This window comes from Nocardioides sp. (genome assembly GCF_047606145.1).
In the GTDB taxonomy this organism is placed as follows: Bacteria; Actinomycetota; Actinomycetes; order Propionibacteriales; family Nocardioidaceae; genus Nocardioides.
Map to the genome: position 1 here is coordinate 1 of NZ_JASGET010000168.1, position 23,476 is coordinate 23,476.

At 70.1% G+C, this 23,476-nt stretch carries 21 protein-coding genes; all 21 read right to left on the reverse strand.

Annotation, left to right across the window (positions count from 1 at the left end; genetic code table 11):
* Positions 1–467 precede the first annotated feature (467 nt).
* Positions 468–1,049: a DNA-3-methyladenine glycosylase gene (locus tag QM638_RS22690; RefSeq protein WP_415145895.1), complete on the reverse strand. Its 582-nt coding sequence runs from the start codon at positions 1,047–1,049 to the stop codon at positions 468–470.
* Positions 1,046–2,506 carry an argininosuccinate lyase gene (gene argH, locus QM638_RS22695; protein ID WP_415145991.1) on the reverse strand — a complete coding sequence of 487 codons (1,461 nt, stop codon included), beginning with the start codon at positions 2,504–2,506 and terminating at the stop codon, positions 1,046–1,048. Before argH ends, QM638_RS22690 begins: the two co-directional genes overlap by 4 nt.
* Positions 2,507–2,510: 4 nt before the next feature.
* Entirely contained in the window at positions 2,511–3,941 is a 1,431-nt protein-coding gene (gene argG, locus QM638_RS22700; protein WP_415145897.1) for an argininosuccinate synthase, read from the reverse strand.
* Positions 3,938–4,492, reverse strand: a complete 555-nt coding sequence (locus QM638_RS22705) for an arginine repressor (RefSeq protein ID WP_415145898.1) — start codon at positions 4,490–4,492, stop codon at positions 3,938–3,940. Before QM638_RS22705 ends, argG begins: the two co-directional genes overlap by 4 nt.
* Positions 4,489–5,415: an ornithine carbamoyltransferase gene (gene argF, locus QM638_RS22710; RefSeq protein ID WP_415145900.1), complete on the reverse strand. Its 927-nt coding sequence runs from the start codon at positions 5,413–5,415 to the stop codon at positions 4,489–4,491. The genes QM638_RS22705 and argF overlap by 4 nt, the downstream gene beginning before the upstream one ends.
* On the reverse strand, positions 5,412–6,629 hold the full coding sequence (locus QM638_RS22715) for an acetylornithine transaminase (protein ID WP_415145902.1): 1,218 nt from the start codon (positions 6,627–6,629) through the stop codon (positions 5,412–5,414). Before QM638_RS22715 ends, argF begins: the two co-directional genes overlap by 4 nt.
* Positions 6,626–7,603 carry an acetylglutamate kinase gene (argB, locus tag QM638_RS22720; RefSeq protein WP_415145904.1) on the reverse strand — a complete coding sequence of 326 codons (978 nt, stop codon included), beginning with the start codon at positions 7,601–7,603 and terminating at the stop codon, positions 6,626–6,628. Before argB ends, QM638_RS22715 begins: the two co-directional genes overlap by 4 nt.
* Positions 7,600–8,751 carry a bifunctional glutamate N-acetyltransferase/amino-acid acetyltransferase ArgJ gene (argJ, locus tag QM638_RS22725; protein WP_415145906.1) on the reverse strand — a complete coding sequence of 384 codons (1,152 nt, stop codon included), beginning with the start codon at positions 8,749–8,751 and terminating at the stop codon, positions 7,600–7,602. Before argJ ends, argB begins: the two co-directional genes overlap by 4 nt.
* Entirely contained in the window at positions 8,751–9,797 is a 1,047-nt protein-coding gene (argC, locus tag QM638_RS22730) for an N-acetyl-gamma-glutamyl-phosphate reductase (RefSeq protein ID WP_415145908.1), read from the reverse strand. The genes argJ and argC overlap by 1 nt, the downstream gene beginning before the upstream one ends.
* 81 nt (positions 9,798–9,878) lie before the next feature.
* Positions 9,879–10,178 carry a hypothetical protein gene (locus tag QM638_RS22735; protein WP_415145910.1) on the reverse strand — a complete coding sequence of 100 codons (300 nt, stop codon included), beginning with the start codon at positions 10,176–10,178 and terminating at the stop codon, positions 9,879–9,881.
* Positions 10,135–10,983, reverse strand: coding sequence for an LLM class flavin-dependent oxidoreductase (locus QM638_RS22740; RefSeq protein ID WP_415145912.1), 849 nt, complete (start codon positions 10,981–10,983; stop codon positions 10,135–10,137). Before QM638_RS22740 ends, QM638_RS22735 begins: the two co-directional genes overlap by 44 nt.
* A gap of 23 nt (positions 10,984–11,006) precedes the next feature.
* Complete coding sequence (locus QM638_RS22745; protein WP_415145914.1) at positions 11,007–11,786, reverse strand: alpha/beta fold hydrolase; 780 nt, start codon at positions 11,784–11,786, stop codon at positions 11,007–11,009.
* Complete coding sequence (locus QM638_RS22750; RefSeq protein ID WP_415145916.1) at positions 11,783–13,402, reverse strand: ABC transporter substrate-binding protein; 1,620 nt, start codon at positions 13,400–13,402, stop codon at positions 11,783–11,785. The genes QM638_RS22745 and QM638_RS22750 overlap by 4 nt, the downstream gene beginning before the upstream one ends.
* Positions 13,395–15,317, reverse strand: coding sequence for an ABC transporter ATP-binding protein (locus QM638_RS22755; protein WP_415145918.1), 1,923 nt, complete (start codon positions 15,315–15,317; stop codon positions 13,395–13,397). The genes QM638_RS22750 and QM638_RS22755 overlap by 8 nt, the downstream gene beginning before the upstream one ends.
* Before the next feature lie 79 nt (positions 15,318–15,396).
* The gene (locus QM638_RS22760; RefSeq protein ID WP_415145920.1) at positions 15,397–16,290 is read right to left on the reverse strand and encodes an ABC transporter permease; all 894 of its coding nucleotides are present in this window, start codon (positions 16,288–16,290) and stop codon (positions 15,397–15,399) included.
* Positions 16,287–17,231, reverse strand: a complete 945-nt coding sequence (locus QM638_RS22765; protein ID WP_415145993.1) for an ABC transporter permease — start codon at positions 17,229–17,231, stop codon at positions 16,287–16,289. The genes QM638_RS22760 and QM638_RS22765 overlap by 4 nt, the downstream gene beginning before the upstream one ends.
* Positions 17,232–17,386: 155 nt before the next feature.
* Complete coding sequence (locus QM638_RS22770) at positions 17,387–18,523, reverse strand: LLM class flavin-dependent oxidoreductase (protein ID WP_415145922.1); 1,137 nt, start codon at positions 18,521–18,523, stop codon at positions 17,387–17,389.
* A 197-nt stretch (positions 18,524–18,720) separates the two neighbouring features.
* Entirely contained in the window at positions 18,721–19,347 is a 627-nt protein-coding gene (locus tag QM638_RS22775; protein ID WP_415145924.1) for a TetR/AcrR family transcriptional regulator, read from the reverse strand.
* Positions 19,348–19,516: 169 nt separating this feature from the next.
* Complete coding sequence (locus QM638_RS22780; RefSeq protein ID WP_415145926.1) at positions 19,517–20,779, reverse strand: LLM class flavin-dependent oxidoreductase; 1,263 nt, start codon at positions 20,777–20,779, stop codon at positions 19,517–19,519.
* 96 nt (positions 20,780–20,875) lie between these two features.
* Positions 20,876–22,141, reverse strand: a complete 1,266-nt coding sequence (locus QM638_RS22785) for an LLM class flavin-dependent oxidoreductase (RefSeq protein WP_415145928.1) — start codon at positions 22,139–22,141, stop codon at positions 20,876–20,878.
* Positions 22,142–22,169: 28 nt separating this feature from the next.
* Complete coding sequence (locus QM638_RS22790; protein ID WP_415145930.1) at positions 22,170–23,369, reverse strand: flavin reductase; 1,200 nt, start codon at positions 23,367–23,369, stop codon at positions 22,170–22,172.
* Positions 23,370–23,476 lie beyond the last annotated feature (107 nt).

Sequence of the window (23,476 nt, forward strand, 5' to 3'; positions counted from 1 at the left end):
AAAAGCCAGAATCCACTGCCAAAACAAAACCATCAACCCCAACCCACCCCAAAAGGCAAGCCAGAACCGACAGGACAAACTAATTCATCGACTATAACACACTGTTGAGTTCTCAAGAATCACACACGCACCGCGCTCGGACACCATGGACCTCGCTGCGGGGCAACCTTCGTAAACTTACCGGCTCTCCGCTTCCCAGTCAACTCGGCGTGATCGCCGAGCCTGGTGCTGCTTCGACCCGTCGCCTCCGCGCATGCGGAAGCGCTGGCTCCTGGCCTCTCGGCCCGATCCGGCGCCCCGACTCGCGGCGACACGGAGAACATTACACACGCGTGACAGGCACACCAAATCGAGATGCACCTCGTCCTCCGGGCCCCGACGACGCTGCGGCGAAGAGGCGGCGAAGAGGCGGCGAAGAGGCGGCGAAGAGGCGGCCGACCTGGACGAGGCCTTGGAGTTCGTCCAGGTCAGCGGCGTAGTCGAGCCGCTGGACGGTAGCGCGAGACGGTCGGATCCTCCGGGATCCAGTAGCGCCATCGCCGTTCCGCCGCGGCGCGGAGCCCGACCCGGGCTCCGGTGAGGTAGGTCTCTTCGTGATCGTCCAGCTCCAGCCGGCCGTCTCCGCGTGCCAGGTCGAGCCCGTTGTCCGCCAACGAGAGCTCCAGCGCGCGACACAGTCGCGCCGGTCCCTGGGCGAGTTGATGGTCGGCTGCACCGGGGCGCCGAGCGCGCGCGGACTCGATGCCGTCCACCACCTCGCCGGCCCTGAGCAGGACCGCGGACGCCTCCCCCGCCGGGCCGGCGACGACGTTGGCGCAGTGGTGCATCCCGTAGGTGAAGTACACATAGAGCCGACCTGCCGGGCCGAACATCACCTGGTTGCGGGGTGTGCGACCACGGTAGGCGTGGGAGCCCGGGTCGTCGGCCCCGCCGTACGCCTCGACCTCGGTGAGCCGAAGGGTCACTCCCCCGTGCCGCAGCAGCGCGCCGAGCAGACGCGGCGCGACCCGATCGACCGGACCCGCGAGGACGTCCTCGAGGCTCGTCACCCGAGCTGGTCCCGGTAGGTCCGCACCCGATCGCCGAGCTCGCCGAGCTGCTCGCGCACCCGCTCCGGGGCCGTCCCACCCCTGCCGTCGCGCGAGGCCACCGATCCTTCGGCACTCAGCACTCCTCGCACCTCGGAGGTGAGGGCCGGCGAGATCGCGGCGAACTCCTCGTCGGTGAGGTCGGCCAGCTCGACCCCGCGCGCCTCGGCGGTACGCACGCAGGCACCGGCCAGCTCGTGCGCGATCCGGAACGGCGTACCTTCCCGCACCAGCCACTCGGCGATGTCGGTGGCCAGGGAGAACCCCTGTGGGGCCAGCTCCGCCATCCGCTCGGTGTGGTAGACCAACGTCGTGACCTGACCGGTGAACGCCGGCAGCAGGACCTCCAGGGTGTCCACCGAGTCGAAGACCGGCTCCTTGTCCTCCTGCAGGTCGCGGTTGTACGCGAGCGGAAGAGCCTTCAGCGTGGTCAGCAGTCCGGTCAGGTTGCCGATCAGCCGACCGGTCTTGCCACGAGCCAGCTCGGCGATGTCCGGATTCTTCTTCTGCGGCATGATCGAGGACCCGGTGGACCAGGAGTCGTGCAGCGTGACGAAGTCGAACTCCTTGGTGGCCCACACGATCACCTCTTCCGCGATCCGGCTGACGTCGACCCCGACCTGCGCGCAGACGAAGGCGAACTCGGCGACGAAGTCGCGCGAGGCGGTGCCGTCGATCGAGTTCGCCGTCGACCCGGTGAAGCCGAGCTCGTGGGCGACCAGCTCCGGATCCAGCCCGAGGCTCTGTCCCGCCAGCGCGCCACTGCCGTACGGCGAGTCGCTCACCACCCGGTCCCGCCAGTCCGCGAACCTGTCGACATCGCGGAGCAGCGCCCAGGCATGGGCGAGCAGGTGGTGGGAGAGCAGGACGGGCTGGGCGTGCTGCAGGTGGGTGCGGCCGGGCATGATCGCGCCGAGGTTCGCCTCGGCCTGACCGGCCAGGGCATCGACCAGGTCCAGCAGCAGCCCGCTGACGACGCGCTCGTGATCGAGCAGGTAGCAGCGGAACAGCGTGGCGATCTGATCGTTCCGCGACCGGCCGGCGCGCAGCTTGCCGCCGATCTCCGGCCCGACCTCCTCGATCAGCAGCCGCTCGAGCGCGCCGTGCACGTCCTCGTCGGACGCCGCCGGGCGCAGTGCGCCGCTGGTGAAGCGCTCGGCGAGCACCGCCAGTCCGCGCTGCAGCTCGAGCTCCTCGGCCGCGGTGAGCAGGCCGACCGCCCGGAGCGCCTTGGCGTGGGCGCGGGACCCGGCGAGGTCGTAGCGAGCCAGTCGCCAGTCGAAGTGGGTCGAACGCGAGAGCGCCTCGAGCTCGGCCGACGGTCCCCCGGCGAACCTGCCGCCCCAGAGCTTCCCCTCCCCGGTGGTGCCGGCCGGGGCGCTCTGGTCCCCGTCCGAGCCGTCAGCGGCGGGAGGCAGCTGCTCAGTCAACGCCGGACTCCATCGCCGCGTGATCGAGGGCCACCTCGACCTCGCCCTCGACCGCGGGATTGTCCGCGATCCGGTCCGCACCGCCGGCGGGCAACTCGCCGAACAGGGTGCCGTGCTCCACCAGCACCTGCCCCTGGTCCAGCGGCTGGTCGGCGTAGAGCTCCAGCTTGGCGCGGGAGTCGGCGATGTCCAGGTTGCGCATGGTGAGCTGGCCGATCCGGTCGGTCGGGCCGAAGGCGGCGTTCTCGGTGCGCTCCATCGAGAGCTTGTCGGGGTGATAGGAGAAGTCCGGCCCGCTCGTGGCCAGCACCGTGTAGTCCTCGCCGCGGCGCAGCCGGAGCCTCACCTCGCCGGTCACCAGGGAGGCGATCCAGCGCTGGATCGACTCGCGCAGCATCAGCGACTGCGGGTCCAGCCACCGGCCCTCGTAGAGCAGCCGGCCGAGCTTGCGCCCCTCACCGTGGTAGTTGGCCAGGGTGTCCTCGTTGTGGATCGCGTTGAGCAGCCGCTCGTACGCCGTCCAGAGCAGCGCCATGCCGGGCGCCTCGTAGATCCCGCGGGACTTGGCCTCGATGATCCGGTTCTCGATCTGGTCGGACATGCCCAGGCCGTGCCGGCCGCCGATCGCGTTGGCCTCGCGCACGAGTGCCACCGCATCCGGGTAGTCGGTGCCGTTGATCGCCACCGGGCGGCCGCGCTCGAAGCGGAGCACGACGTCCTCGGTCTCGATGGCGACGCCCGGGTCCCAGAACTTCACGCCCATGATCGGCTCGACGGTCTCCAGCGACACGTCGAGATGCTCGAGCGTCTTGGCCTCGTGGGTGGCACCCCAGATGTTGGCGTCGGTGGAGTAGGCCTTCTCCTCCGCGTCGCGGTAGGGCAGACCGTGCGCCAGCAGCCACTGACTCATCTCGGCCCGGCCACCGAGCTCGGTGACGAAGTCGGCGTCCAGCCACGGCTTGTAGATCCGCAACGAGGGGTTGGCGAGCAGCCCGTAGCGATAGAACCGCTCGATGTCGTTGCCCTTGAACGTCGAGCCGTCACCCCAGATGTCGACGCCGTCCTCGTGCATCGCCCGCACCAGCATGGTGCCGGTCACGGCGCGACCGAGCGGGGTGGTGTTGAAGTAGGTGCGACCCGCGGACCGGATGTGGAAGGCGCCGCAGGCAAGCGCCGCCAGGCCCTCCTCCACCAGCTGCGGCTTGCAGTCCACCGCCCGAGCGAGCTCGGCGCCGTAGGCGAGCGCGCGGCCGGGGACCCCGGAGATGTCCGGCTCGTCGTACTGGCCGATGTCGGCGGTGTAGGTGCACGGGACGGCGCCCTTGGCGCGCATCCAGGCGACGGCCACGGAGGTGTCGAGCCCACCGGAGAAGGCGATGCCGACCCGCTCTCCGGCCGGCAGTGCGGTCAAGACCTTGCTCACAGTTCTGCTTTCTCCTCATCAAGGGTCGGTTCGCGCGTTGCGTGGTGGTCGGCCAGCGCCAGCAGCCGCCGGACGAGCTCGTCACCGCCGGCCGGGTCACGGCCGATGACCAGCACCGTGTCGTCGCCGGCGATGGTGCCGAGGATGTCAGGGAGCTCGGCCTTGTCGAACGCCGAGGCCAGGAACTGGGCGGCCCCGGGCGGCGTGCGCAGCACCACCAGGTTCGCGCTGGCGTCCGCACTGACCAACAGCTCGCCGCACAGCCGGGCGAGCCGGGTCCGGGCCGCCGACGACTGTTGCGGCGCCACGGCGCGCCGATCGCCGCCCTCACCGGGGATGGCGTACACGAGGGCGCCGCTGTCGGCTCGGACCTTGACCGCGTCCAGCTCCACCAGGTCCCGCGACAGGGTGGCCTGGGTCACGCTCACGCCGCGTTCGCCGAGCAGGTCGGCGAGCTCGGTCTGGGAACGCACCTCGTGGCCGGCCACCAGATCGATGATGAGCCGGTGGCGGGCGCCCTTCGTCGACGGCCGCTGGGCCTGCTCGGTCACGATCGTCGCTCCCAGAGGTAGGCGAGGATCGCCTTCTGCGCGTGTCGCCGGTTCTCCGCCTCGTCCCAGACCAGGCTGCGCGGCCCGTCCAGGACCTCGGCGGCGATCTCCTTGCCACGGTAGGCGGGCAGGCAGTGCAGCACCACCGCCTCCGGCGCGGCGGTGGCGACCAGCGCGCTGGTCAGCGAGTACGGCGTGAAGGTGGCGATCCGGGCCGCCGCCTCGTCCTCCTTGCCCATCGACACCCAGGTGTCGGTGATCAGGACGTCGGCACCGGTGGCGGCGGCCACCGGGTCGGTGAGGACCTGCACGCTGCCCCCGGTCGCGACGCCGATCTCGGCCGCGCGCGCCAGGACACCGGCGTCGGGCGCACAGCCCTCGGGCGCGCCGAACCGCACGTGCAGTCCGGCGCCGACGCCCGCCAGTGCCCAGGAGTTGCCCATGTTGCACGCCGCGTCGCCGAGGAAGGTGGCCACCCGGCCGGCCAGGTCGCCGAGGTGCTCACGCAGGGTCAGCAGGTCCGCGAGCAGCTGACAGGGGTGGAACTCGTCGGTGAGGGCGTTGACCACCGGCACGCCGGCGTAGGCCGCCATCTGTTCCAGATCGCTCTGCGCGAAGGTGCGCCACACGATCGCGCCCGCCTGCCGGCCGAGCACCCGGGCGACGTCGGCGACCGACTCGCGCCGGCCGATCCCGGCGAGGCCGCCGTCGACGAGCATCGGGAAGCCGCCCAGCTCGGCGATCCCGGCGGCGAAGGAGCTCTGCGTGCGCAGGGTCGGCTTGTCATAGATGGTCGCCACCGTGACCGGCCCGGAGAGTGGCTTGGCGGCGACGGGGTCGGCCTTGAGCCGCACGGCCAGGTCGAGCACCTCGGCCTGTTCGGCCGGACTCAGGTCGTCGTCCCGGAGGAAGCTGCGGGTCATGACGCGCCCTCCTCGGCACGGTGCTGGGCCTGTTCGGCCGCGTCCAGGATCCGCGGCCAGGCGCCGAGCAGGGCCGCGACGTCGTCCTCGCCCACCACCAGCGGAGGCACCAGTCGAATCCGGTCGGCGGTGGCGTTGTTGAGGATGAAGCCGGCCGCCAGCGCCGCGGTGGCCACCGCGGCGGTGTCGAGACCCGGCAGCACCACCCCGACGAGGAGACCCTCTCCGGTCACCTCCGCCACCCGGGGATCGGCGGCCAGGCCGTCGCGCAGCTTCTGGCCGAGGACCGTGACGTGCTCGAGCAGATCGCCGTCCTCGATGGCCGCGATCACCGCCAACGCCGCCGCACAGGCCGGCGGGTTGCCACCGAAGGTGGTGCCATGGTTGCCCGGCTCGAACAGGGTCGCGGCCCGGCCGATGCCGAGGCAGGCGCCGATCGGGAAACCGCCACCGAGGCCCTTGGCCAGCGTGACGATGTCCGGCACGACTCCGCTCGACTCGTGTGCGAACCACCGACCGGTCCGTCCCATCCCGGACTGGACCTCGTCGAACCAGAGCAGCGCGCCGTGCTCGTCGGCGAGCCGGCGGGCGTGCGCCAGGAAGCCCTCCGGCGGTACGACGACCCCAGCCTCGCCCTGGATCGGCTCGACCACGATCGCCGCGGTCCGGTCGGTCACCGCGGCGGCCAGGGCCGCCGGATCGCCGTACTCGACGAAGGTGACCTCGCCCGGCAGCGGCTCGAACGGTGCCCGGTAGGCCTGCTTGGAGGTCAGCGCGAGCGCCCCCAGGGTCCGGCCGTGGAAGGAGCCGGTCATCGCGACCAGGTGGCTGCGGCCGGTGCGTCGGGTCAGCTTGAGGGCCGCCTCGTTCGCCTCGGTGCCGGAGTTGGCGAAGAAGGCTCGCACCGGCTCGACCGACTCGGGGTGCGCGGCCGCGAACAGGCCGATGAGCTTCTCGGCCAGCTCGATCTGCGGTCGGCTGGTGAAGAAGTTGGAGATGTGACCGAGGGTGGCGAACTGCTCACTCACCGCGGCGACGAGTGCGGGGTGGGCGTGGCCCAGCGAGTTGACCGCTATCCCACCGAGGAAGTCGACGTACTCCGTGCCGTCCTCGTCCCACACGTGGGCGCCCTCGCCGCGCGCCAGGGTGAGCTTCGGCGGTCCGAAGGTGTTCATCAGGCTCGCGGCGTACCGCTGGCTGGAATCGGATGTCATGACAGCTCCCTGGCCTTTCGGGTCTTGGTCTCGACGCCGGGCAGCACCTGGGTGCCGACGCCCTCGTCGGTGAACAGCTCGAGCAGTACCGCGTGCGGCTCACGGCCGTCGACCACCGTCGCACGCGGCACGCCCCCCGTGACCGCCGCCAGGCACGCACCCATCTTCGGGATCATGCCCGAGGCCAGATCGGGCAGGATCGCCGCCAGCGCCTCGGGGCTGATCTCGCCGATCACCTCCTCGGGATCCGGCCAGTCCAGGTAGAGGCCCTCCACGTCGGTGAGCACCAGCAGCTTCTCCGCGTGCAGTGCCACCGCCAGTGCCGCGGCCGCGCTGTCGGCGTTGACGTTGTAGACCGCGCCGTCGGTGTCCGGCGCGACGCTGGAGACGACCGGGATCCGGCCCGCCTCGATCAGGTCGAGCACCGCCTCGGGTCGCACGTCGACCACCTCGCCGACCAGACCCAGGTCGACCTCCTCGCCGTCCACCACGGTCGTGGCCGGCTCGGCGGTGAACAGACCGGCGTCCTCGCCGGAGAGGCCCACCGCGAGCGGGCCGTGCGAGTTGATCAGTCCGACCAGCTCGCGCTGCACCTGTCCGACCAGCACCATCCGGACCACGTCCATCGCCGCCGGCGTGGTGACCCGCAGGCCGCCGCGGAACTCCGAGGCGATGTCGAGCCGGTCGAGCATCTGGGAGATCTGCGGTCCTCCCCCGTGCACCACCACCGGCTTGAAGCCGGCGAAGCGGAGGAAGGCGATGTCCTCGGCGAAGGCGCGCTTGAGCGTCTCGTCGGTCATCGCGTTGCCGCCGTACTTCACCACCACGATCTTGCCGTGGTACTTCTTCAACCACGGCAGGGCGCCGGCGAGCACCCGGGCCTTGGCCGGATCGGGCTTGCCGGGGTCGTGCCGGGTGGTCGGCAGATCGAGACCGTTCCCCGAGGGGCCGTCGGTGCCGCTGACCGCGCTCATGAGGAGTACGCGCTGTTCTCGTGGACGTAGGCGTGGGTCAGATCGTTGGTCCACACTGTCGCGGTCGACTCGCCGGCCTTGAGGTCGATCGTGACCGAGACCTCGCGTCGTCCCAGATCGATCAGGCTCGGGTCCGCCGCCGGCGTCGAGGACCGGCACACCCAGACGTCGTTCAGGGCGACGTCGAGGTCGGCCGGGTCGAACGCGGCCGACGTGGTGCCGACACCTGCCAGGATGCGTCCCCAGTTCGGGTCCTTGCCGTAGATCGCGGTCTTGAACAGGTTGTTCCGGGCGACGCTGCGACCGACCTCGACCGCGTCCGCCTCGCTGGCCGCACCGCGGACCGTGATCGCGATGCTGTGCTCCGCCCCCTCGGCGTCGTCGAGGAGCTGGAGCGCCAGGTCCGCGCAGGCCTGGGTCAGCGTCTCGGTGAAGTCATCCAGATCGGGCGTGAGGCCGCTCGCGCCGGAGGCGAGCAGCGTGACCGTGTCGTTGGTGGACATGCACCCGTCGGAGTCGAGCCGGTCGAAGGTGACCCGGGTGGCCGTGCGCAGCGCCACCTCGAGGTCCGCCGCCGGCAGGTCGGCGTCGGTGGTGAGGACGACGAGCATGGTCGCCATCGCGGGAGCGAGCATCCCGGCGCCCTTGGCCATTCCACCGATGCTCCAGCCGTCGGCCTCGACCAGCACCTGCTTGGCCCGGGTGTCGGTGGTCATGATCGCGTGCGCGGCCGCGTCACCGCCGTCCTCGGCCAGTGCGGCGTACGCGGCGTCGACACCGGCCAGCAGGTCCTCGCTCTTGTTCAGCAGCCCGATCAGGCCGGTGGAGCAGACCACCACGTCTCCGGCGCCGATGCCGAGATGGGCCGCCGCCCGCTCGGCGGTGGCATGGGTGAGCTGGAACCCGGCCGGGCCGGTGTAGCAGTTCGCGCCGCCGGAGTTGAGCACGACCGCCCGGACCACACCGTCCTTGACCACCTCCTGGCTCCACAGCACCGGGTTCGCCTTGCAGCGGTTGGCGGTGAACACGCTGGCGCTCGCGTACGACGGTCCCTGATTGACCACCAGCGCGACGTCCTTCGCGCCGGTGCTCTTCAGCCCCGCCGGCACACCGGCGGCCAGGAATCCGCGGGGGGTGGTGACCGACATCAGGGAGCCACCCCCACCGTGCCGAGCCCGGTGGTCTCCGGCAGGCCGAGGGCGAGGTTCATGGACTGGACGGCGCCGCCGGCGGTGCCCTTGGTGAGGTTGTCGATCGCGCCGATCACCACGAGGCGGCCGGCGTCCTCGTCGACCGCCACCTGCAGGTGCACGGCGTTCGAGGCCAGCACCGCCTGGGTCTGGGGCAGGAGCCCCTCCGGCAGCAGTCGCACGAACGGCTCCTCCTCGTACGTCTTCGCGTAGGCGGTGCGCACCTGCTCCGCCCCGACGCCCTCGGCGAGTGGGGCGGAGCAGGTCGCCAGGATGCCGCGCGACATCGGCACCAGCACCGGGGTGAAGCTCACCGAGACCTTCGAGCCGGCCAGCATCGTGAGGTTCTGGGCGATCTCCGGGCCGTGCCGGTGCGCGCCGCCGACGCCGTACGCGCTGGCGTTGCCCATCACCTCGGCACCGATCAGGTGCGGCTTGGCGGACTTCCCGGCGCCGCTGGTACCGGTGGCCGCGACGATGACGACGTCCGGGTGGACCAGTCCGCCCGCGACCGCGGGCGCCAACGCCAGCGTGGACACCGTCGGGAAACAGCCGGGTACGGCGATCCTGGTGGCCCGCCGCAGGCGCTCACGCTGGCCGGGCAGCTCCGGTAACCCGTAGGGCCAGGTGCCGGCGTGCGGGGTGCCGTAGAACCGCTGCCATACGGCGGGGTCGGCGAGCCGGAAGTCGGCACCACAGTCGATCACCGTCGTCTCCGGCGGCAACTGAGCGGCCAGCGCCGCGGACTCGCCGTGCGGAAGCGCGAGGAAGACCACGTCGTGGCCGCTCAGCGTCTCCGGGGTGGTCTCCACCACCACCCGGTCGGCGAGCGGCACCAGGTGTGGCTGAAGGGCGCCGAGCTCCCGGCCCGCGCTGCTCGCGGCGGTGAGCGCACCGATCTCCACGTCCGGGTGGCCGAGCAGGATGCGCAGCAGCTCGCCCCCGGCGTATCCGCTGGCGCCGGCGACCGCGACCGCCCACTTCTTCTCGCTCGAACCGCTCATGTGAATAACTATACACAAGAGTGCATGTTTTCCGACACCGGTCCGAGTTCAGCCAGTGGCCCCAGGCTCCGCCGCCGGCCGCTAGCTCTGGTGGTAGCCGCGCTCGCGCAGCAACGGGATGATCCTCTCGCCCATCTGCCGCACACCGTGGTGCGGATCGAGGAACGACAGCGCCACCTGTCCGACACCGGCCCCGTAGAGGTCGATCAGCTGGTCGGCGATCGTCTCGGGCGAGCCGAAGAGCTGGTAGGCCCCCATGCCCATGCCGAGGTCCTCGTACTCCTCCTTGCCGATGCCGAGATAGGGGTCCTGGGCGGCGCCGCTGGTCGACCGGCCTTCACCGAACGCCCCCTCGTCGAAGGTCTGCTGCTCGCTGTTCATGATGTGGCCGCTGCGGGTCAGCCACACCTCGAGCGCATCCCGGTCGATCTCCCGGCGCATCTCCTCGACCACCTCGGCGGCCTTGGCGTCGCTCTCCTCGACCACGACGTAGCACATCGCCGCGACCCTGGCCTCGCGGCCGTGGTCCGCGGCCATCCTGGGCGCCGTAGAACTGGAAGTACTCACCCTCGAAGTCCACCGGCTCGTCCGAGGACCACAGGTGCTTGAGCGCGGTCACCATCTCGTCGGCGATGGCATAGCGGATCTCCTGCGACGGCGGTCCGACCAGGCCGAACTGGGCATAGTCGACCGAGTTCTGACCGGCCACGATGTTGAGCCCGAGCCGACCGCCGGAGACGTGATCGATCGAGGCCAGGATCTTCGCGAAGATCAACGGCGGCACCTGGTAGCCGACGTGCATCGTGGAGATGATGCCGATCCGCTCGGTCACCGCGGCCGAGGTCGCCGCCGCGGTGGCGAAGTCGTAGTGCGCCTCGTTCCAGCCGGTGGCACCGCCGTACCCGCTCCACATGCCGTACTGCAGCTGGCTGTCGAATCCGGCCGCCTCGGTGGCCTGCAGCAGCTTCTTGGCGGAGCTCCACGTCCAGAAGTCCTGGTAGCGGTCGGGATCCTTGAGCACGATCTTGCTCGCCGACAGTCCGTTGCGGACGTTCCAGGCGAAGAGCGAGAGATGCAGGTGATCGGGGCGGTTCAGCTGCGGCTGGCCGGCCGGGTCGTAGGGGCCGCGGAGCACCTTGGCGGGCACGCCCTTGCGCCGGCCCGGTGGCGGGTTGTGCATGGTCATCCTTCCATCGGGGGTAGTACGTCTCACGTGCGAGATGGTCGCGAGGTGGTGAGGAACCGTTCGACGGCCGCGACGGTCTCCTCGAAGGCGGCCCAGAAGACCGAGTGCAGTCCGGGCACCTCGACCACGTCGTCGAGATGGGGCCGATACGCGGTCACCTGCTCGGCGGTCACCAGGCCGAAGGCCGGTGCATAGATCAGCTGGGTCGGCCGGGTGAGGGTCGAGGGAGGCGGGGGCTCGGCGGCGAACTCGCTGAAGATCGACACGATCGCGGCCTGGCTCGTCCGTCGCCGGATCCGTCCGTCCGGCAGCGTGTCGAAGTCGGCGAGCGCCTCCTCCACCGCGCCCTCCGGCATGTCGCCGTCCCGCTCGGCGTGCGCGGCCAGGAACTCCTCCGCCGAGGGCCACAGGTCCCCGGTGAGCTCCTCCTGCGCGCGCCGGTGGGCCAGCTCGGGGCTGATCCGGATCACGGGCTCCAGCAGGATCGAGCTCCCGATCCGCTCCGGATGGCTGACCGCCATGTCGATCAGCAGTCGTCCGCCGAAGGAGTAGCCCAGCCAGTCCGGACGCGCCAGGCCCAGCGCGTCGACCGACTCGATCAGGTCGGCGACGTACGTCGCGTGCGTCCACGGCGGATCCCAGCCGGACCTGTCGTGTCCACGCAGGTCGAAGGCGACCACGCGGAACCGCTCCGCCCACCGCTCGGCCGCCCGGGCGAAGGACCGCCCGTTGGACCCGACCCCATGGATCAGCACCAACGGCGGCGCCTCCGGGTCGCCCCACTCATAGCGCTCCAGGATCATGCGAGCGAGATCTCCTCCCAGCGGAACTGGTTGAAGCCCATGCCGCCGGCGTCCTGGACCAGGCCGGTGAACTTGGTGCTCATCGCGTCGATCACGTTGCGACGTCCCCACACCATCCACGGGCCGTCCTCGTAGACCAGCTTGCCGACGTCCTGCATGGCGGTCTGGTACTCCGCCTCCGGCTTGGCCAGCGCCGCCTTGAACATCGAGTTCAGCTTCGGGTTGTTGTAGCTGGTGTTGTTGGACCAGCTGTCCTTCTGCCAGCAGTAGAGCATGTTGAGGAAGAGCGACTCGGTGAACAGGTAGTCGTTCTTCATCTGCGAGGTGTAGTAGCTCTTGCTGCTGTAGAACTGCGAGAGGTCCGCCACCTTGTCGATGTTGATGGTGATGCCGGCCTTCTTGGCCTCCTGTGCCAGCTCCTGGGCCGCGGCCAGCTGACCGGGCACCACCTCGCCGATGCGCAGGTTGATCGTCATCCCGTCCGTGCCGGCGGCCTTGAGGAGCGACTTGGCGCGGTCGATGTCCTGCTCGCGAGCGGCCACCTCGGCCATCCCCGGGTCCCACTGCGACCAGACGCCCACGTCGTTGCCGGCGGCGCCGAGGCCGCTGTAGGCGGTGGAGATCATCGCCGGGCGGTTGGCGATCAGCTTCATCGCCGTCCGGGTGCGGACATCCTCGAACTGATCGCCCTTGCCGCAGCGCATCGCGATCGGCTCGAACGCGCCGGTGTTGGAGATGACGGTGAGCAGGTCGCTGTGCGAGCGCAGCTGGGAGAGCAGCACCGGATCGACGTTGTTGATGCCATCGATCTGGCCGGTGGCGAGCGCGTTGAAGCGGGCGGTGCCGGCGTCGGCGAAGGTGACCAGCTCGAGCTGGTCGAGATAGACCTCACCGGCGAAGTAGTTCTCGTTGCGGACCCCGACGAAGCGCTGGCCCGGCGTGTTCGACTTGAACTTGAACGGACCGGTGCCGACCGGCTTGGCCGGGTTGAAGTCCGTCGGCACGATCGCCGTGGGAACCTGCCAGAAGATCTGCTTGAGCTGCGAGTTCGGGTAGTTGAGCTTGAACTTCACCGTGCGCTTGTCGACGGCCGTGAGGCCGTGCTTGGCGTCGATGCTGCCCATCAGGCCCGAGGTGAAGCCGGGGCTCGACGGGTCGAGGATGCGGCGGATCGAGTAGATCACGTCCTGCGCGCTCACCGTCTTGCCGTTGTGGAACTCCACGCCCTGCTTGAGCCGCAGCGTCCAGCTGCCCTGGTCCTTCGACTCCGGCTCGAAGACCTCGGCCAGCGAGAGGTGCGGCGACATCTGGTGGTCCAGGATCATCAGGCCGTTGAACATCGCCGAGGCCAGCGCCCAGCTCACCCCGGTCGCGGACTGCGGGTCCATCGTGTCGCCGGAGCTGGCGTCCTGCGGGGCGAAGCGGAAGGTGCCGCCGCGCTTGCGCGTGCCGGTGGGCAGTGCCGTCGGTCCCTGGGCGGCGGTGGATCCGGTGCCGGTGGCACCGCCGCCGGTTCCGCTGCCGCCACACGCCGACAGCGCGGCCAGGCCGGCCAATCCGAGGGTGCCGCCGAACAGGGTGCGACGAGACACACTCGATGTGAACACGTCAGTCATTGCTTCGCTCCTCCGCAGGGAGTGTCGGGGACGCAACCGGCGGCGCCGGCTGCGGTCGGGGTGAGTCCTCGAGCGACTCGAGGGTGGGAAAGCTCGGAGTGTCGCGCAGGAGCTCCCGGGTGTAGGGGTCCTGCGGCGAGTCGAGGACCTGGTCGACCTCGCCCCGCTCGACGATGACGCCGTTCCGAAGCACGGCGACCTCGTCGGCGATCGCCCTGATGACGCCGAGGTTGTGCGTCACGAAGAGCAACGTCAGATCGTTCTCGCGGCGCAGCCGCTGGATCAGTCGCAGGACCGAGGCCTGCACCGAGACGTCCAGCGAGGAGGTGATCTCGTCACAGATCAGCACACTCGGGGTGGTCGCCAGCGCCCGGGCCACCGTGACCCGTTGGCGCTCGCCGCCGCTGAGCTGGGCGGGGTAGCTGTTCGCCATGTCCGGATCGAGGGAGACGTCCGCCAACAACTCCGCCACCCGGTCGCGCCGGGCGGCGGCCGAGGTGACCAGTCCGAAGGCGCGCATCGGCTCGGCGATCGACTCCCCCACGGTGCGGCGCGGGTTGAGCGCCGAGGAGGCGCTCTGGAAGATGTACTGGACCTTGAGCCGCTCCTCGCGGCTGCGCCGGCGGGAGCCGAACGGCAACTGCTCCCCGCCCACGCTGACCTCGCCGGTGGCCTCGGCGTGTAGGCCGCCGAGGCAGCGGGCCAGGGTGCTCTTGCCGCTCCCGGACTCGCCCACGATGCCCATCACGATGCCCTGGGGTACCGACAGGTCGAGCCCCCGCAGGATCGTGTTCCCGCTGTACGACGCGGTCAGCCCGCGCACCTCGACGAAGCCGGACCCGGCCGACCCGGTCGACCCGGCAGGCGCCGGCCGGTGCTCCGGCTCGACGACCTCGACCCGTGCCGTGGCCTCGACCATCCCTACCTCGAGACACGCCACCGCATGCCCCTCGTCGAGCCGGGTCATCGGGATCTCGCCGGCGTGGCACGCGTCCGTGACGAGCTCGCACCGGTTGGAGAACACGCAGCCGGCGGGGCGGGCGTTGAGCGCGGCGACCCGGGAGGGGATCACTCGCAGCTCGTGCCGCGCGCGCGGATCGGGAATGGCGCGGCTCAGGGCACGGGTGTAGGGATGCCCCGCCTTCAGGGTCACCTCGGCGGTGGAGCCCGACTCCACGATGTGGCCGGAGTACATGACCACGATCCGGTCGGCCAGCTCACTGACCGCCGCCAGATCATGGCTGACGAAGACGCCCGCGGTGCCGTGGTGACGGCACATCTCGCGGACCGCCTCGAGCACCCGCGCCTGCGTGGTGACATCGAGCCCCGTGGTGGGCTCGTCGAGAACGGCCACCAGCGGCTCGCAGACGAATGCCATCGCGATCGCGACCCGCTGCTGCTGCCCGCCGGAGAGCTGGTGCGGGTGGCGGCGCAAGAAGGCCCGGTCGGAGGGCAGCTTGACCTCTTCCAGCACCGCCCGGATCCGGTCGAGCTGGGCCGCCTTGTCGCTGACACCGTGCGCCGCCAGCGTCTCCCGCAGCTGGGTCTCCAACCGCAGAGCCGGGTTGAGCGCAGCCGAGGGGTCCTGCGGGACGTAGGCGATCTCGCCACCGCGGTAGTGCCGCAACTCCCTCTCGCTGAGCGCGAGCAGGTCGACACCGCCGACCTCGACCGATCCCGAGGTGATCTCGGCGCCGGCGCGCACGGAGCCGAGCAGGCTGGTCAGCACCGTCGTCTTGCCACAGCCGGACTCGCCGATGACGCCGATGATCTCACCGCGGGCCACCTCGAAGGAGACATCGCGGACGATGTAGATGTCGGTGCCGGCCAGGTCCACGCGCAGGTCCCTGACGGCCAGCGCGGGGCCGGTGAGCGGCTCGGCGGCCGAGTCCGTGGCGACCGTGATGGCGCTCATGCGCGTCCTCGCTTCGTTCCGGGCGGGCACGGGACACGCCCGCTCCGCAGGGAGGGCTCCGTGCGCCGACGCTCACCCATCAGGCGTCCTTCCCCAGGTCGATCCCGGCGGCCCGTCCGAAGGCGTCGGAGAGGAAGTTGACCCCGATGCTGACCAACGCCAGCGCGAGGATCGGCGCCACCACGGGCAGCGGCGCGGAGATGAGGTTGATCTGGTTCTCCTGGATCATGGTCCCCCAGTCGGCGGCCGGCGGCTGGGCACCGAAGCCGAGGTAGGCCAGTGCCCCGATGAATCCGATGGAGTAGGCCGTCCGAATGCCCATCTGCACCATCACCGGAGCGGTGATGTTGACCAGCAGGTCGCGGCTCATGATGCGGCGGCGTGAGACGCCGATCATCTCGGCGTACTCCACGAAGCCGCGCGAGACGAGCGCGAGCACCGCGCTCTCCACCACCCTGGCCACCGGCGGCACGTGGGTGGCGGCGACGCAGATCAGCAGGATCCACCACTTGGGGCCGACCACGCTCATGAACAGCAGCGCGAGCAGCAGCGGGGGGAAGGACAAGACGATGTCGAGGACCCGCATGATGACCTGCCCCACCCAGCCACGCAGGTAGCCGGCGATCAGGCCGAACGCGGTGCCGAGCACGACCCCGGCGAGGGTGGCGCAGAACGAGAGCAGCAGGATCGTGCGTCCGCCCACCAGGAAGCGGCTCAGCGTGTCGCGACCGAGGTTGTCGGTGCCGAGGAGATGGGAGCCGGACGGTCCGGCGAACGGCGTGCCGACGATGGCGGTCGGGTCATCGGGCCGGACCAACGGTCCGAGGAACGCGATGGCCACGATGAGGACCACCAGGATGAGGCCGATCAGGCCTGTCCGCGAGCTCACCGTGCTGCGCAGCAGGCGGCTCATCTGGCCGGCCGGTGTGCGGGTGCGGGCGCGGCGCCTGACAACGGCGATACCGGAGCTCATCGGGCCCTCTTCCTCAGCGTCGGGGTCATCGCCACCGTGCCGATGTCGGCCAGGATGTTGACCAGGATGTAGAAGGCGGCCAGCAGGCACGCGAGCGCCTGGATGACCGGGATGTCACGAGCGGAGACCGCCTGATCGAGCGCCTGGCCCACGCCGGGGTACTGGAACACGGTCTCGATCACCACGATGCTGCCGGCCAGGTAGGCCAGCGACTGGGCGACGACCTGGAAGGTCGGGCCGGCGATGTTGGGCAGGGCGTGACGCAGGATGATCCGGCGCTCGGTCAGGCCCTTGAGCCGCGCCATCCGGACGTGCTCGCTGGCGAGCTCCTCGATCATGCAGGCCCGGACGGTGCGGGCCACGTAGGGCACCACCATCAGCACCAGCGTGAGCACCGGCAGGACCAGCAGCCTCCACTGGCCGAGGATCGAGTCGTTCGGGTCCAGCGCGGAGACCGCGGGCAGGATCTGGAAGACGTTGGTGGCGAGCAGCACCACGACCGCCACCGCCATCACGAACTCGGGCAGCGCGTTGATGACCAGGACGACGAAGGACATCAGGTGGTCGCCGAGACGATCGCGCCGCGAGGCGGTGTAGACGCCGATCCAGACCGCCAGTGGTATCGAGATCACCGCCGAGACGGCCATCAGCACGAGACTGTCGACCACCCGGCTGCTGATCACGGCGCTGACCGAGCTCGACATCGAGAACGAGACGCCGAGGTTCCCGGACAGGACGTGCCTGAGCCAGTCCCAGTACTGCGTGATCAGCGGCGCATCGAGGTCGAAGCGCGCCCGGAAGCTGGCGAGGCCCGCCGGCGTCGCGTTGCGACCCAGCGCCGTGACGGCGGCGTCGCCGGGCAGGGCCTGGGTGGCCAGGAAGACCAGCACGGAGACGGCCCAGAGAGCCAGGACCCCATAGGCCAGGCGGATCAGGATCATGCGCGACACGGTCACTCCTCAGACGTACAAACCGGTCGGTTTGCCGGAGTCTAGGTAGCGCCACAGAACGGTGTCAACAGGTTCCGGTGGCGATTTAACAGAGGCGAAACGCCTCGTGATGGGGCCGTGCGGCCCGTGGCGGCGTCGGGCGGGGATCAGGTCTCGCCGAGGGCGGCCCGGACCTTCGGCAGCACCGCGTCGGCCAACAGCCGCATGGTCCGCTCGACGTACTCGTCCTGCTCGTTGAGCGACGGCGAGAGCAGGAAGTGCCGAACGCCTCGCTTGCTGGCCAGGCGGATCATCCGCTCGGCCACCGAGTCCGGCGAGCCGACCATCAGGTGATCCCGCTCGAGCAACAGGTCGTACGGCTTGGTGGCCGCGATCCGGGGGTCCTCGGGGTCCTCGCCCTCGTCGAGCCACACCTTGATGCCGCGCACCCGGCGGATGAACTCGAAGGACTGCTCGACCTCGGGCTCGACCAGGCGACGAGCCTCCTCGTCGGTGGGGGCCACCAGGGCGCCGCGCAGGATCGCGCAGGTGTCCTGGAGCTCGACGCCGTGGGTGGCCTGAGCGCGCGCGGCCCGGAACGCCTCGTTGAGGCCGTCGAGGATGCCGTGCGTGGGATACCAGGTGATGACGTCGAGTCCCTGTCGAGCCGCGGCCTCGAAGCCGCCGACGGTGTCGGTGACGCTGTAGAGCGGCGGACCGCCCGGCTGCGCGGGGCGCGGCAGCACCGCGAGCCCGGTGGCGTGGCCGTCCTCATCGGTGTACGGCGTGGCCGGCGCGGGCCACGTCGTGTCCGGGTGCGGGATCTGGAAGCGCTCGCTGCTCCAGCTGACCGGGTCGTCGCGCCAGCAGGCCCGCAGCACCTCGAGCCGCTCGGCGAAGATCGCCTTGCTGCGGGCATCGTCCTTGCGGTCGGCCTCGGCGTTGACGTTGATGATCTCCGCCTGGAGGATGCCACGGCTCAGCGCGACGTCGAGCCGGCCGTCGGTCATGTTGTCGAGCATCGCGAGATCCTCGGCCAGGCGGATCGGGTGCCACATCGGCAGGATCACCGCCGCGATGCCGATCCTGATCTGCGTGGTGCGACTGGCCAGGTCGGCGAGGAGCAACACGGGGTTGGGCGACTGGTCGATGCCGAGGTGGTCGAAGTGGTGCTCCCCCACCCAGAAGCCGTCGAGGCCGAGCCGGTCGGCGAGCTCGATCCGGCGGCGGGCCTGTCCCAGGACCTCGCGCCACGGGCGCGCGTTCCCGTCGTTCTCCAGCGCGTGGAGGATGTCGAACCTCACGGGGTCACTCCTGACGATGTCGGGTGGCTGATCTCGGCGTGTGGCGAAAAACATACCAATCAGTCGGTATGCCGTCGAGAGTCGTCGCGAAACTCATCGGAATTTCACGATTCCGCGCCCGCCGGGACACCACGCGTGGCCACCATCTTCTGACGGCGGCCGGTCAGGGGGCGGCCGGGACTGGCCGAACGGCCCGATCAGGCGCGCAGGCCCGAGACCAGCACCTCGCCGAACATCTCGCCGATCTTGCGCGGGGTGTACTGGCCGCTCTGGGACATCCAGGTGTGACTCCAGGCGCACATGCCGATCACCCCGAAGGCGATCAGCCGGGGCGAGCCGACGTCCTTGAAGATCCCGGAGTCGATGCCGCGCCGGATGACCTCCACCACGCAGCCCTCGAACTCGTCGCGCTTGGCTCGGATCTCGGCGAACTGCTTCTCGGAGAAGAAGCGCTGCTCGTGCAGGAAGACCGAGATCTCCGACTTGTACCGGGCCAGCGGCTCCATCAGCGCCTCGGAGACCATCGCGGCCAGCAGGACGTCGGCCGGCTCGTCGCGCGCCAGCACGGCATGGGCCAGCTCGAGCTGATAGTCGATGAAGGTGTCGTGCAGCTCGTGGAGCAGGTCTTCCTTGCTCTCGTAGTAGTGGTAGAAGGCGCCCTTGGTGCGGCCGGCGTCGTCCACGATCTGCTGCACGGAGGTGGCGTCGTACCCCTTCTTCTCGAAGAGGGTCAGCGCACTCTTGAGCAGCGCCGCCTTGGTGGCGTCCGGATCCCGTTTGACCGGTGCGGACGTCGTCGTCTTCTTGCCCCGAGCTTTCGCCATGGCTGCACTCCTCACCTGCGCTCAGCCGGCATCCGCGGACCGGGACCCAGCGTGTCACATTCCTACCAGTCAGCATGGCCGCGGGCCCAGGCGACATGCGCCCGGGCCCCCGGCAGTTCTGCGGCCCTGCATGCACCTGGTCCTGCACCCGGCCCGCACCCGGCCAGCCTCAGCGCGCGCCCTGGTGGTAGCCGCGCTCCCGCAGGATCGGGATGACGTGGTCCTTCATCTGCTGCACGCCCTTGTGTGGGTCGAAGAAGCACAGCGCCACCTGCTCCACCCCGGCCTGGTAGAGCTCGATCAGCTGCTCCGCCACGGTCCGGTAGGACCCGAAGAGCTGGTAGGCGCCCATCCCCATGCCCAGCGCCTCGTACTCCTCCTTGCCGATGCCGAGGTACGGGTCGTCGTCGAGGCTCTGGCCACGGCCGACGCCGACCTTGTCCTCGTCGACGACCTTGCCCTGGCTGTTGAGCACATGGCCCGAGCGGACCAGCCAGTTGCGCAGCGCACCGTCGTCGATCTGCTCGGTCATCCACTCGACCGTCTCCTGCGCCTTGGCGTCGGTCTCGTCCATCACGACGTAGCACATCGCGGCGATCCGGGCGACGCGCCGGTAGTCGGCGAACATGGCGTGGATCTTGGCCGCGCGATCGCGGAACCCCTCCAGCGAGTTGTTCTTGGAGGTGATGAAGACGACGTCGCACTGGCGCGCGGCGTAGTCTAGGCCGATGTCGGACCCGGCGGCGGTGATCAGCACCGGCCGCGGACTGCTGGTCGCGACCGGATCGATCTGGGCGCCGTACATCTGGAAGTAGTCGCCCTCGAAGTCGATCGGCTCCGCCGAGCTCCACAGCAGCTTCAGCGCCGTGGTCACCTCGTCGGCGATGTCGTAGCGCACCTGCGTCGAGGGCGGGCCCACGATCCCGAACTGGGCGTAGTCGAGCGGGCCCTGACCGGCGACGATGTTCACGCCGAGGCGCCCACCGGAGATGTGGTCGATCGAGGAGGTCAGCTTGGCGATCAGCACCGGGTGGAACCCGTAGCCCACGTGGATGGTCGTGTAGACCCCGATCCGCTCGGTCACCGCGGCACACGCCGTGGCGGCGGTCGCGAAGTCGAGCTGTGCCTCGTTCCAGCCGGTCGCCCCGCCGTACCCGCTCCACATGCCGTACTGCAGCTGGCTGTCCATGCCCGCCTCCTCGACCGCCTGCAACAGGTCGGCCGAACCCGGCCAGCGCCACACGTCACGGTGCCGGTCGACGTCGCTGAGCACCGCCTTGGTCGCGGACAGTCCGTTGCTCACGTTCCACGCGAACAGCGAGAGGTGCATGTGGTTCTCCCGCTTGACGCTCGGCTGACCGCCCGGGTCGAACGGGCCGCGGCGGACCGTGGTGGCCACCCCCGGTCGGGCGTTCGCGGGCCGGTTGCTCATCGGCGTACCCGCTTCGTTCCCTGCGCCGATGAGGCACATATGCGCTGCATTGGATTGTTCGCTCGCCGACGCTCGCTCATCTGGGTCCCATCCCTCTCAGATCATGCCCTGGTTGTAGCCGCGCTCGCGCAGCATGGGGATGACGTGGTCCTTCATCTGCTGCACGCCCTTGTGCGGGTCGAAGAAGCACAGCGCCACCTGGTCGACACCCGCTTCGTAGAGGTCGATGAGCTGCTGGGTCACCGTCTGGTAGGAGCCGAAGAGCTGGTACGCCCCCATGCCCATGCCGAGCGACTCGTACCAGTCCTTGCCGATCCCCAGGTACGGGTCCTCGTTCAGGCCCTCGTCACGGCCGACCCCGAAGGAGCCCTCCTTGATGACCGCCTTCTCGCTGTTGAGCACCTGGCCGGCGCGCAGCAGCCACATCTTCAACGCCTCGCGGTCGATCTCCTTCGTCATCCACTCGACCGTCTCCTGTGCCTTGGCGTCGGTCTCGTCCATGACGACGTAGCACATCACCGCGATCCGCACCTGGCGGTGGTGCTCGTCGAACATGCCGCGGATCTTCGCGGCCCGGGCCCGGTAGCCGTCGACGTGGTTGTCCTTGGCGGTGACGAAGACCGCGTCGCACTGGCGCGCGGCATAGTCCAGACCGATATCGGAGCCCGCGGCGGTGATCAGCAGCGGCCGAGGACGGCTGGTGGCCCGCGGGATCACCTGCGCGCCGTACATCTGGAAGTAGTCGCCCTCGAAGTCGATCGGCTCCTGCGCGTTCCACAGCAGCTTCAGCGCGGTGGTGAACTCGTCGGCGACGTCGTAGCGGTACTGCTGCGACGGCGGGCCCTCGAGACCGAACTGGCCGTAGTCGGCCGGGTTCGAACCGGCGACGATGTTGAGGCCGAAGCGGCCCGCCGAGATGTGGTCGATCGATGAGGTCAGCTTCGCGATCAGCAGCGGGTGGAACCCGTAGCCCACGTGCACCGTGGAGTAGATCCCGATCTTCTTGGTGATCGCCGCGGACGCGGTGCCGGCGGTGGCGAAGTCGAGCTGCGCGTCGTTCCAGCCGGTCGCCCCGCCGTAGCCGCTCCACATGCCGTACTGCAGCTGGCTGTCCATGCCGGCACGCTCGACCGCCTGCAGCAGCTGGGACGAGGACGGCCACTTCCACACGTCGCGGTGGCGGTCCACGTCGCTCAGCACCGCCTTGGAGGCCGAGAGGCCGCTGGAGACGTTCCAGGCGAACAGCGAGAGGTGCAGGTGGTTCTTGCGGCGCTCGACGTCGGGCTGGCCGCCCGGATCGAACGGGCCACGGCGCACACCCCGATCGATGCCCGGGCGCGCTCCTGCGGGACGGTCACTCATGGTCACTCCTTGAAACTACGTCGTCGGGTCAGTGGCCGGCCGGGGCCGCCAGCGCGGCGGCCACGTGCTCGGGCAGCCGGCCGCCCAGCAGCTCGCTCGCCCGCCGGGACGCCTGCAGCGCCAGCTGGACGTAGGCATCGATGCCGCCGTTGTCGTCGGGCCGGGAGAAGCCGTACACGGTGAAGGCGAGCGGCGTGCGTCCGGTGGCGTCGAAGACCGGCACCGCGATGACACGCACGTCCCGGCGGGTCTGGTCGTCCAGCTCCACCGGGTCATAGCTCAGCTTCGTGGCGAGGTCGCCGAGACTCGCCGTCTCCTTCGCCTCGGGGTCGGTGGCGATCCGCTGCAGGACGGAGGCGAACTCGCGCTGCGCCTCGTTGATCAGACCGAGCGAGTAGCCCCGGCTGCGCACGGCCGCGAGCCGGTCGCGCTGCTCGGCACGCTGCCCCTCGGGCAACATCGCGAGCCACTCCTCGATCTCCCTCTCACTGCGCCAGGCCGCGAGGGCGTTGCCGTTCGGCGGCACGAAGGGCAGATCGACGCCCACCAACGTCGGCAGGCTGGTCGAGGCGGCACTGCCGGCGCTGGCCAGCACCACCAGGCCGCCGTCCTCGACCGACGTCGCGATGCAGCGCGCGGAGAGGCCGGAGGCGAGGCTCTCCATCTCGCCGCGGACCAGGTCGACCTGACGCAGCCGCTCGGCCGAGACCGTCCGGCTCTCGGCCGCGGCCATCGACAGCGGGGCGAAGCGGCCGTACCCACCCTGGAAGAAGAGCAGCGGCAGCGAACCGTTCTCGACGTTGAGGTCGAGCACCCTGCCGTAGACCGCATAGTGGTCGCCCGCCTCGTGCACATCGTGCAGCTCGCAGTCGATCCAGGCCACCACGCCGTCGACGATCGGCGAGCCGGAACCGGACAGGCGTACCGGAAGACCGCCGAACTTGTCCTGTCCCTTCGACGCGAACTGGCGGCAGACATGCTCCTGCTCGGCGGCGAGGATGTTGACGCAGAACCTGCCCGCGGCCTGGATGCGCGGCCAGCTGGTGGACCCCTTGTCGGGAAAGAAGGCGATCAGCGGCGGGTCGAGCGAGACCGAGGTGAAGGAGCCGACCACGAAGCCGGCACGGCCCCCGTCGGGTTCGGTCGCGGTGACGACGCAGACCCCCGTCGGGTACTGCCCGAGAACCTCCCGGAACCACCGGGGGTCCGAGGGTGAAGGCCTGTCCATGACGTTCTCCTGTCCGTGACGTGATACAAACCGACGGGTTGGTATGTTGTCGCCATGCTATGACCCGGTGCCGCCAGGCGGCAAGGGGTCGGGGTGGGTTTCGCGAC

Bases quoted from the DNA above. Each gene is read 5' to 3' on its own strand.
- argJ (WP_415145906.1), bottom strand. From the start codon at position 8,751: ATGTCGGTCACCACCCCCCGCGGATTCCTGGCCGCCGGTGTGCCGGCG.
- argC (WP_415145908.1), bottom strand. From the start codon at position 9,797: ATGAGCGGTTCGAGCGAGAAGAAGTGGGCGGTCGCGGTCGCCGGCGCC.
- QM638_RS22715 (WP_415145902.1), bottom strand. From the start codon at position 6,629: ATGACATCCGATTCCAGCCAGCGGTACGCCGCGAGCCTGATGAACACC.
- QM638_RS22755 (WP_415145918.1), bottom strand. From the start codon at position 15,317: ATGAGCGCCATCACGGTCGCCACGGACTCGGCCGCCGAGCCGCTCACC.
- QM638_RS22745 (WP_415145914.1), bottom strand. From the start codon at position 11,786: ATGATCCTGGAGCGCTATGAGTGGGGCGACCCGGAGGCGCCGCCGTTG.
- QM638_RS22780 (WP_415145926.1), bottom strand. From the start codon at position 20,779: ATGAGCAACCGGCCCGCGAACGCCCGACCGGGGGTGGCCACCACGGTC.
- QM638_RS22765 (WP_415145993.1), bottom strand. From the start codon at position 17,231: ATGATCCTGATCCGCCTGGCCTATGGGGTCCTGGCTCTCTGGGCCGTC.
- QM638_RS22790 (WP_415145930.1), bottom strand. From the start codon at position 23,369: ATGGACAGGCCTTCACCCTCGGACCCCCGGTGGTTCCGGGAGGTTCTC.
- QM638_RS22750 (WP_415145916.1), bottom strand. From the start codon at position 13,402: ATGACTGACGTGTTCACATCGAGTGTGTCTCGTCGCACCCTGTTCGGC.
- QM638_RS22760 (WP_415145920.1), bottom strand. From the start codon at position 16,290: ATGAGCTCCGGTATCGCCGTTGTCAGGCGCCGCGCCCGCACCCGCACA.
- argB (WP_415145904.1), bottom strand. From the start codon at position 7,603: ATGAGCGCGGTCAGCGGCACCGACGGCCCCTCGGGGAACGGTCTCGAT.
- argF (WP_415145900.1), bottom strand. From the start codon at position 5,415: ATGACCCGCAGCTTCCTCCGGGACGACGACCTGAGTCCGGCCGAACAG.
- QM638_RS22775 (WP_415145924.1), bottom strand. From the start codon at position 19,347: ATGGCGAAAGCTCGGGGCAAGAAGACGACGACGTCCGCACCGGTCAAA.
- QM638_RS22740 (WP_415145912.1), bottom strand. From the start codon at position 10,983: ATGACCATGCACAACCCGCCACCGGGCCGGCGCAAGGGCGTGCCCGCC.
- QM638_RS22735 (WP_415145910.1), bottom strand. From the start codon at position 10,178: ATGAACAGCGAGCAGCAGACCTTCGACGAGGGGGCGTTCGGTGAAGGC.
- QM638_RS22785 (WP_415145928.1), bottom strand. From the start codon at position 22,141: ATGAGTGACCGTCCCGCAGGAGCGCGCCCGGGCATCGATCGGGGTGTG.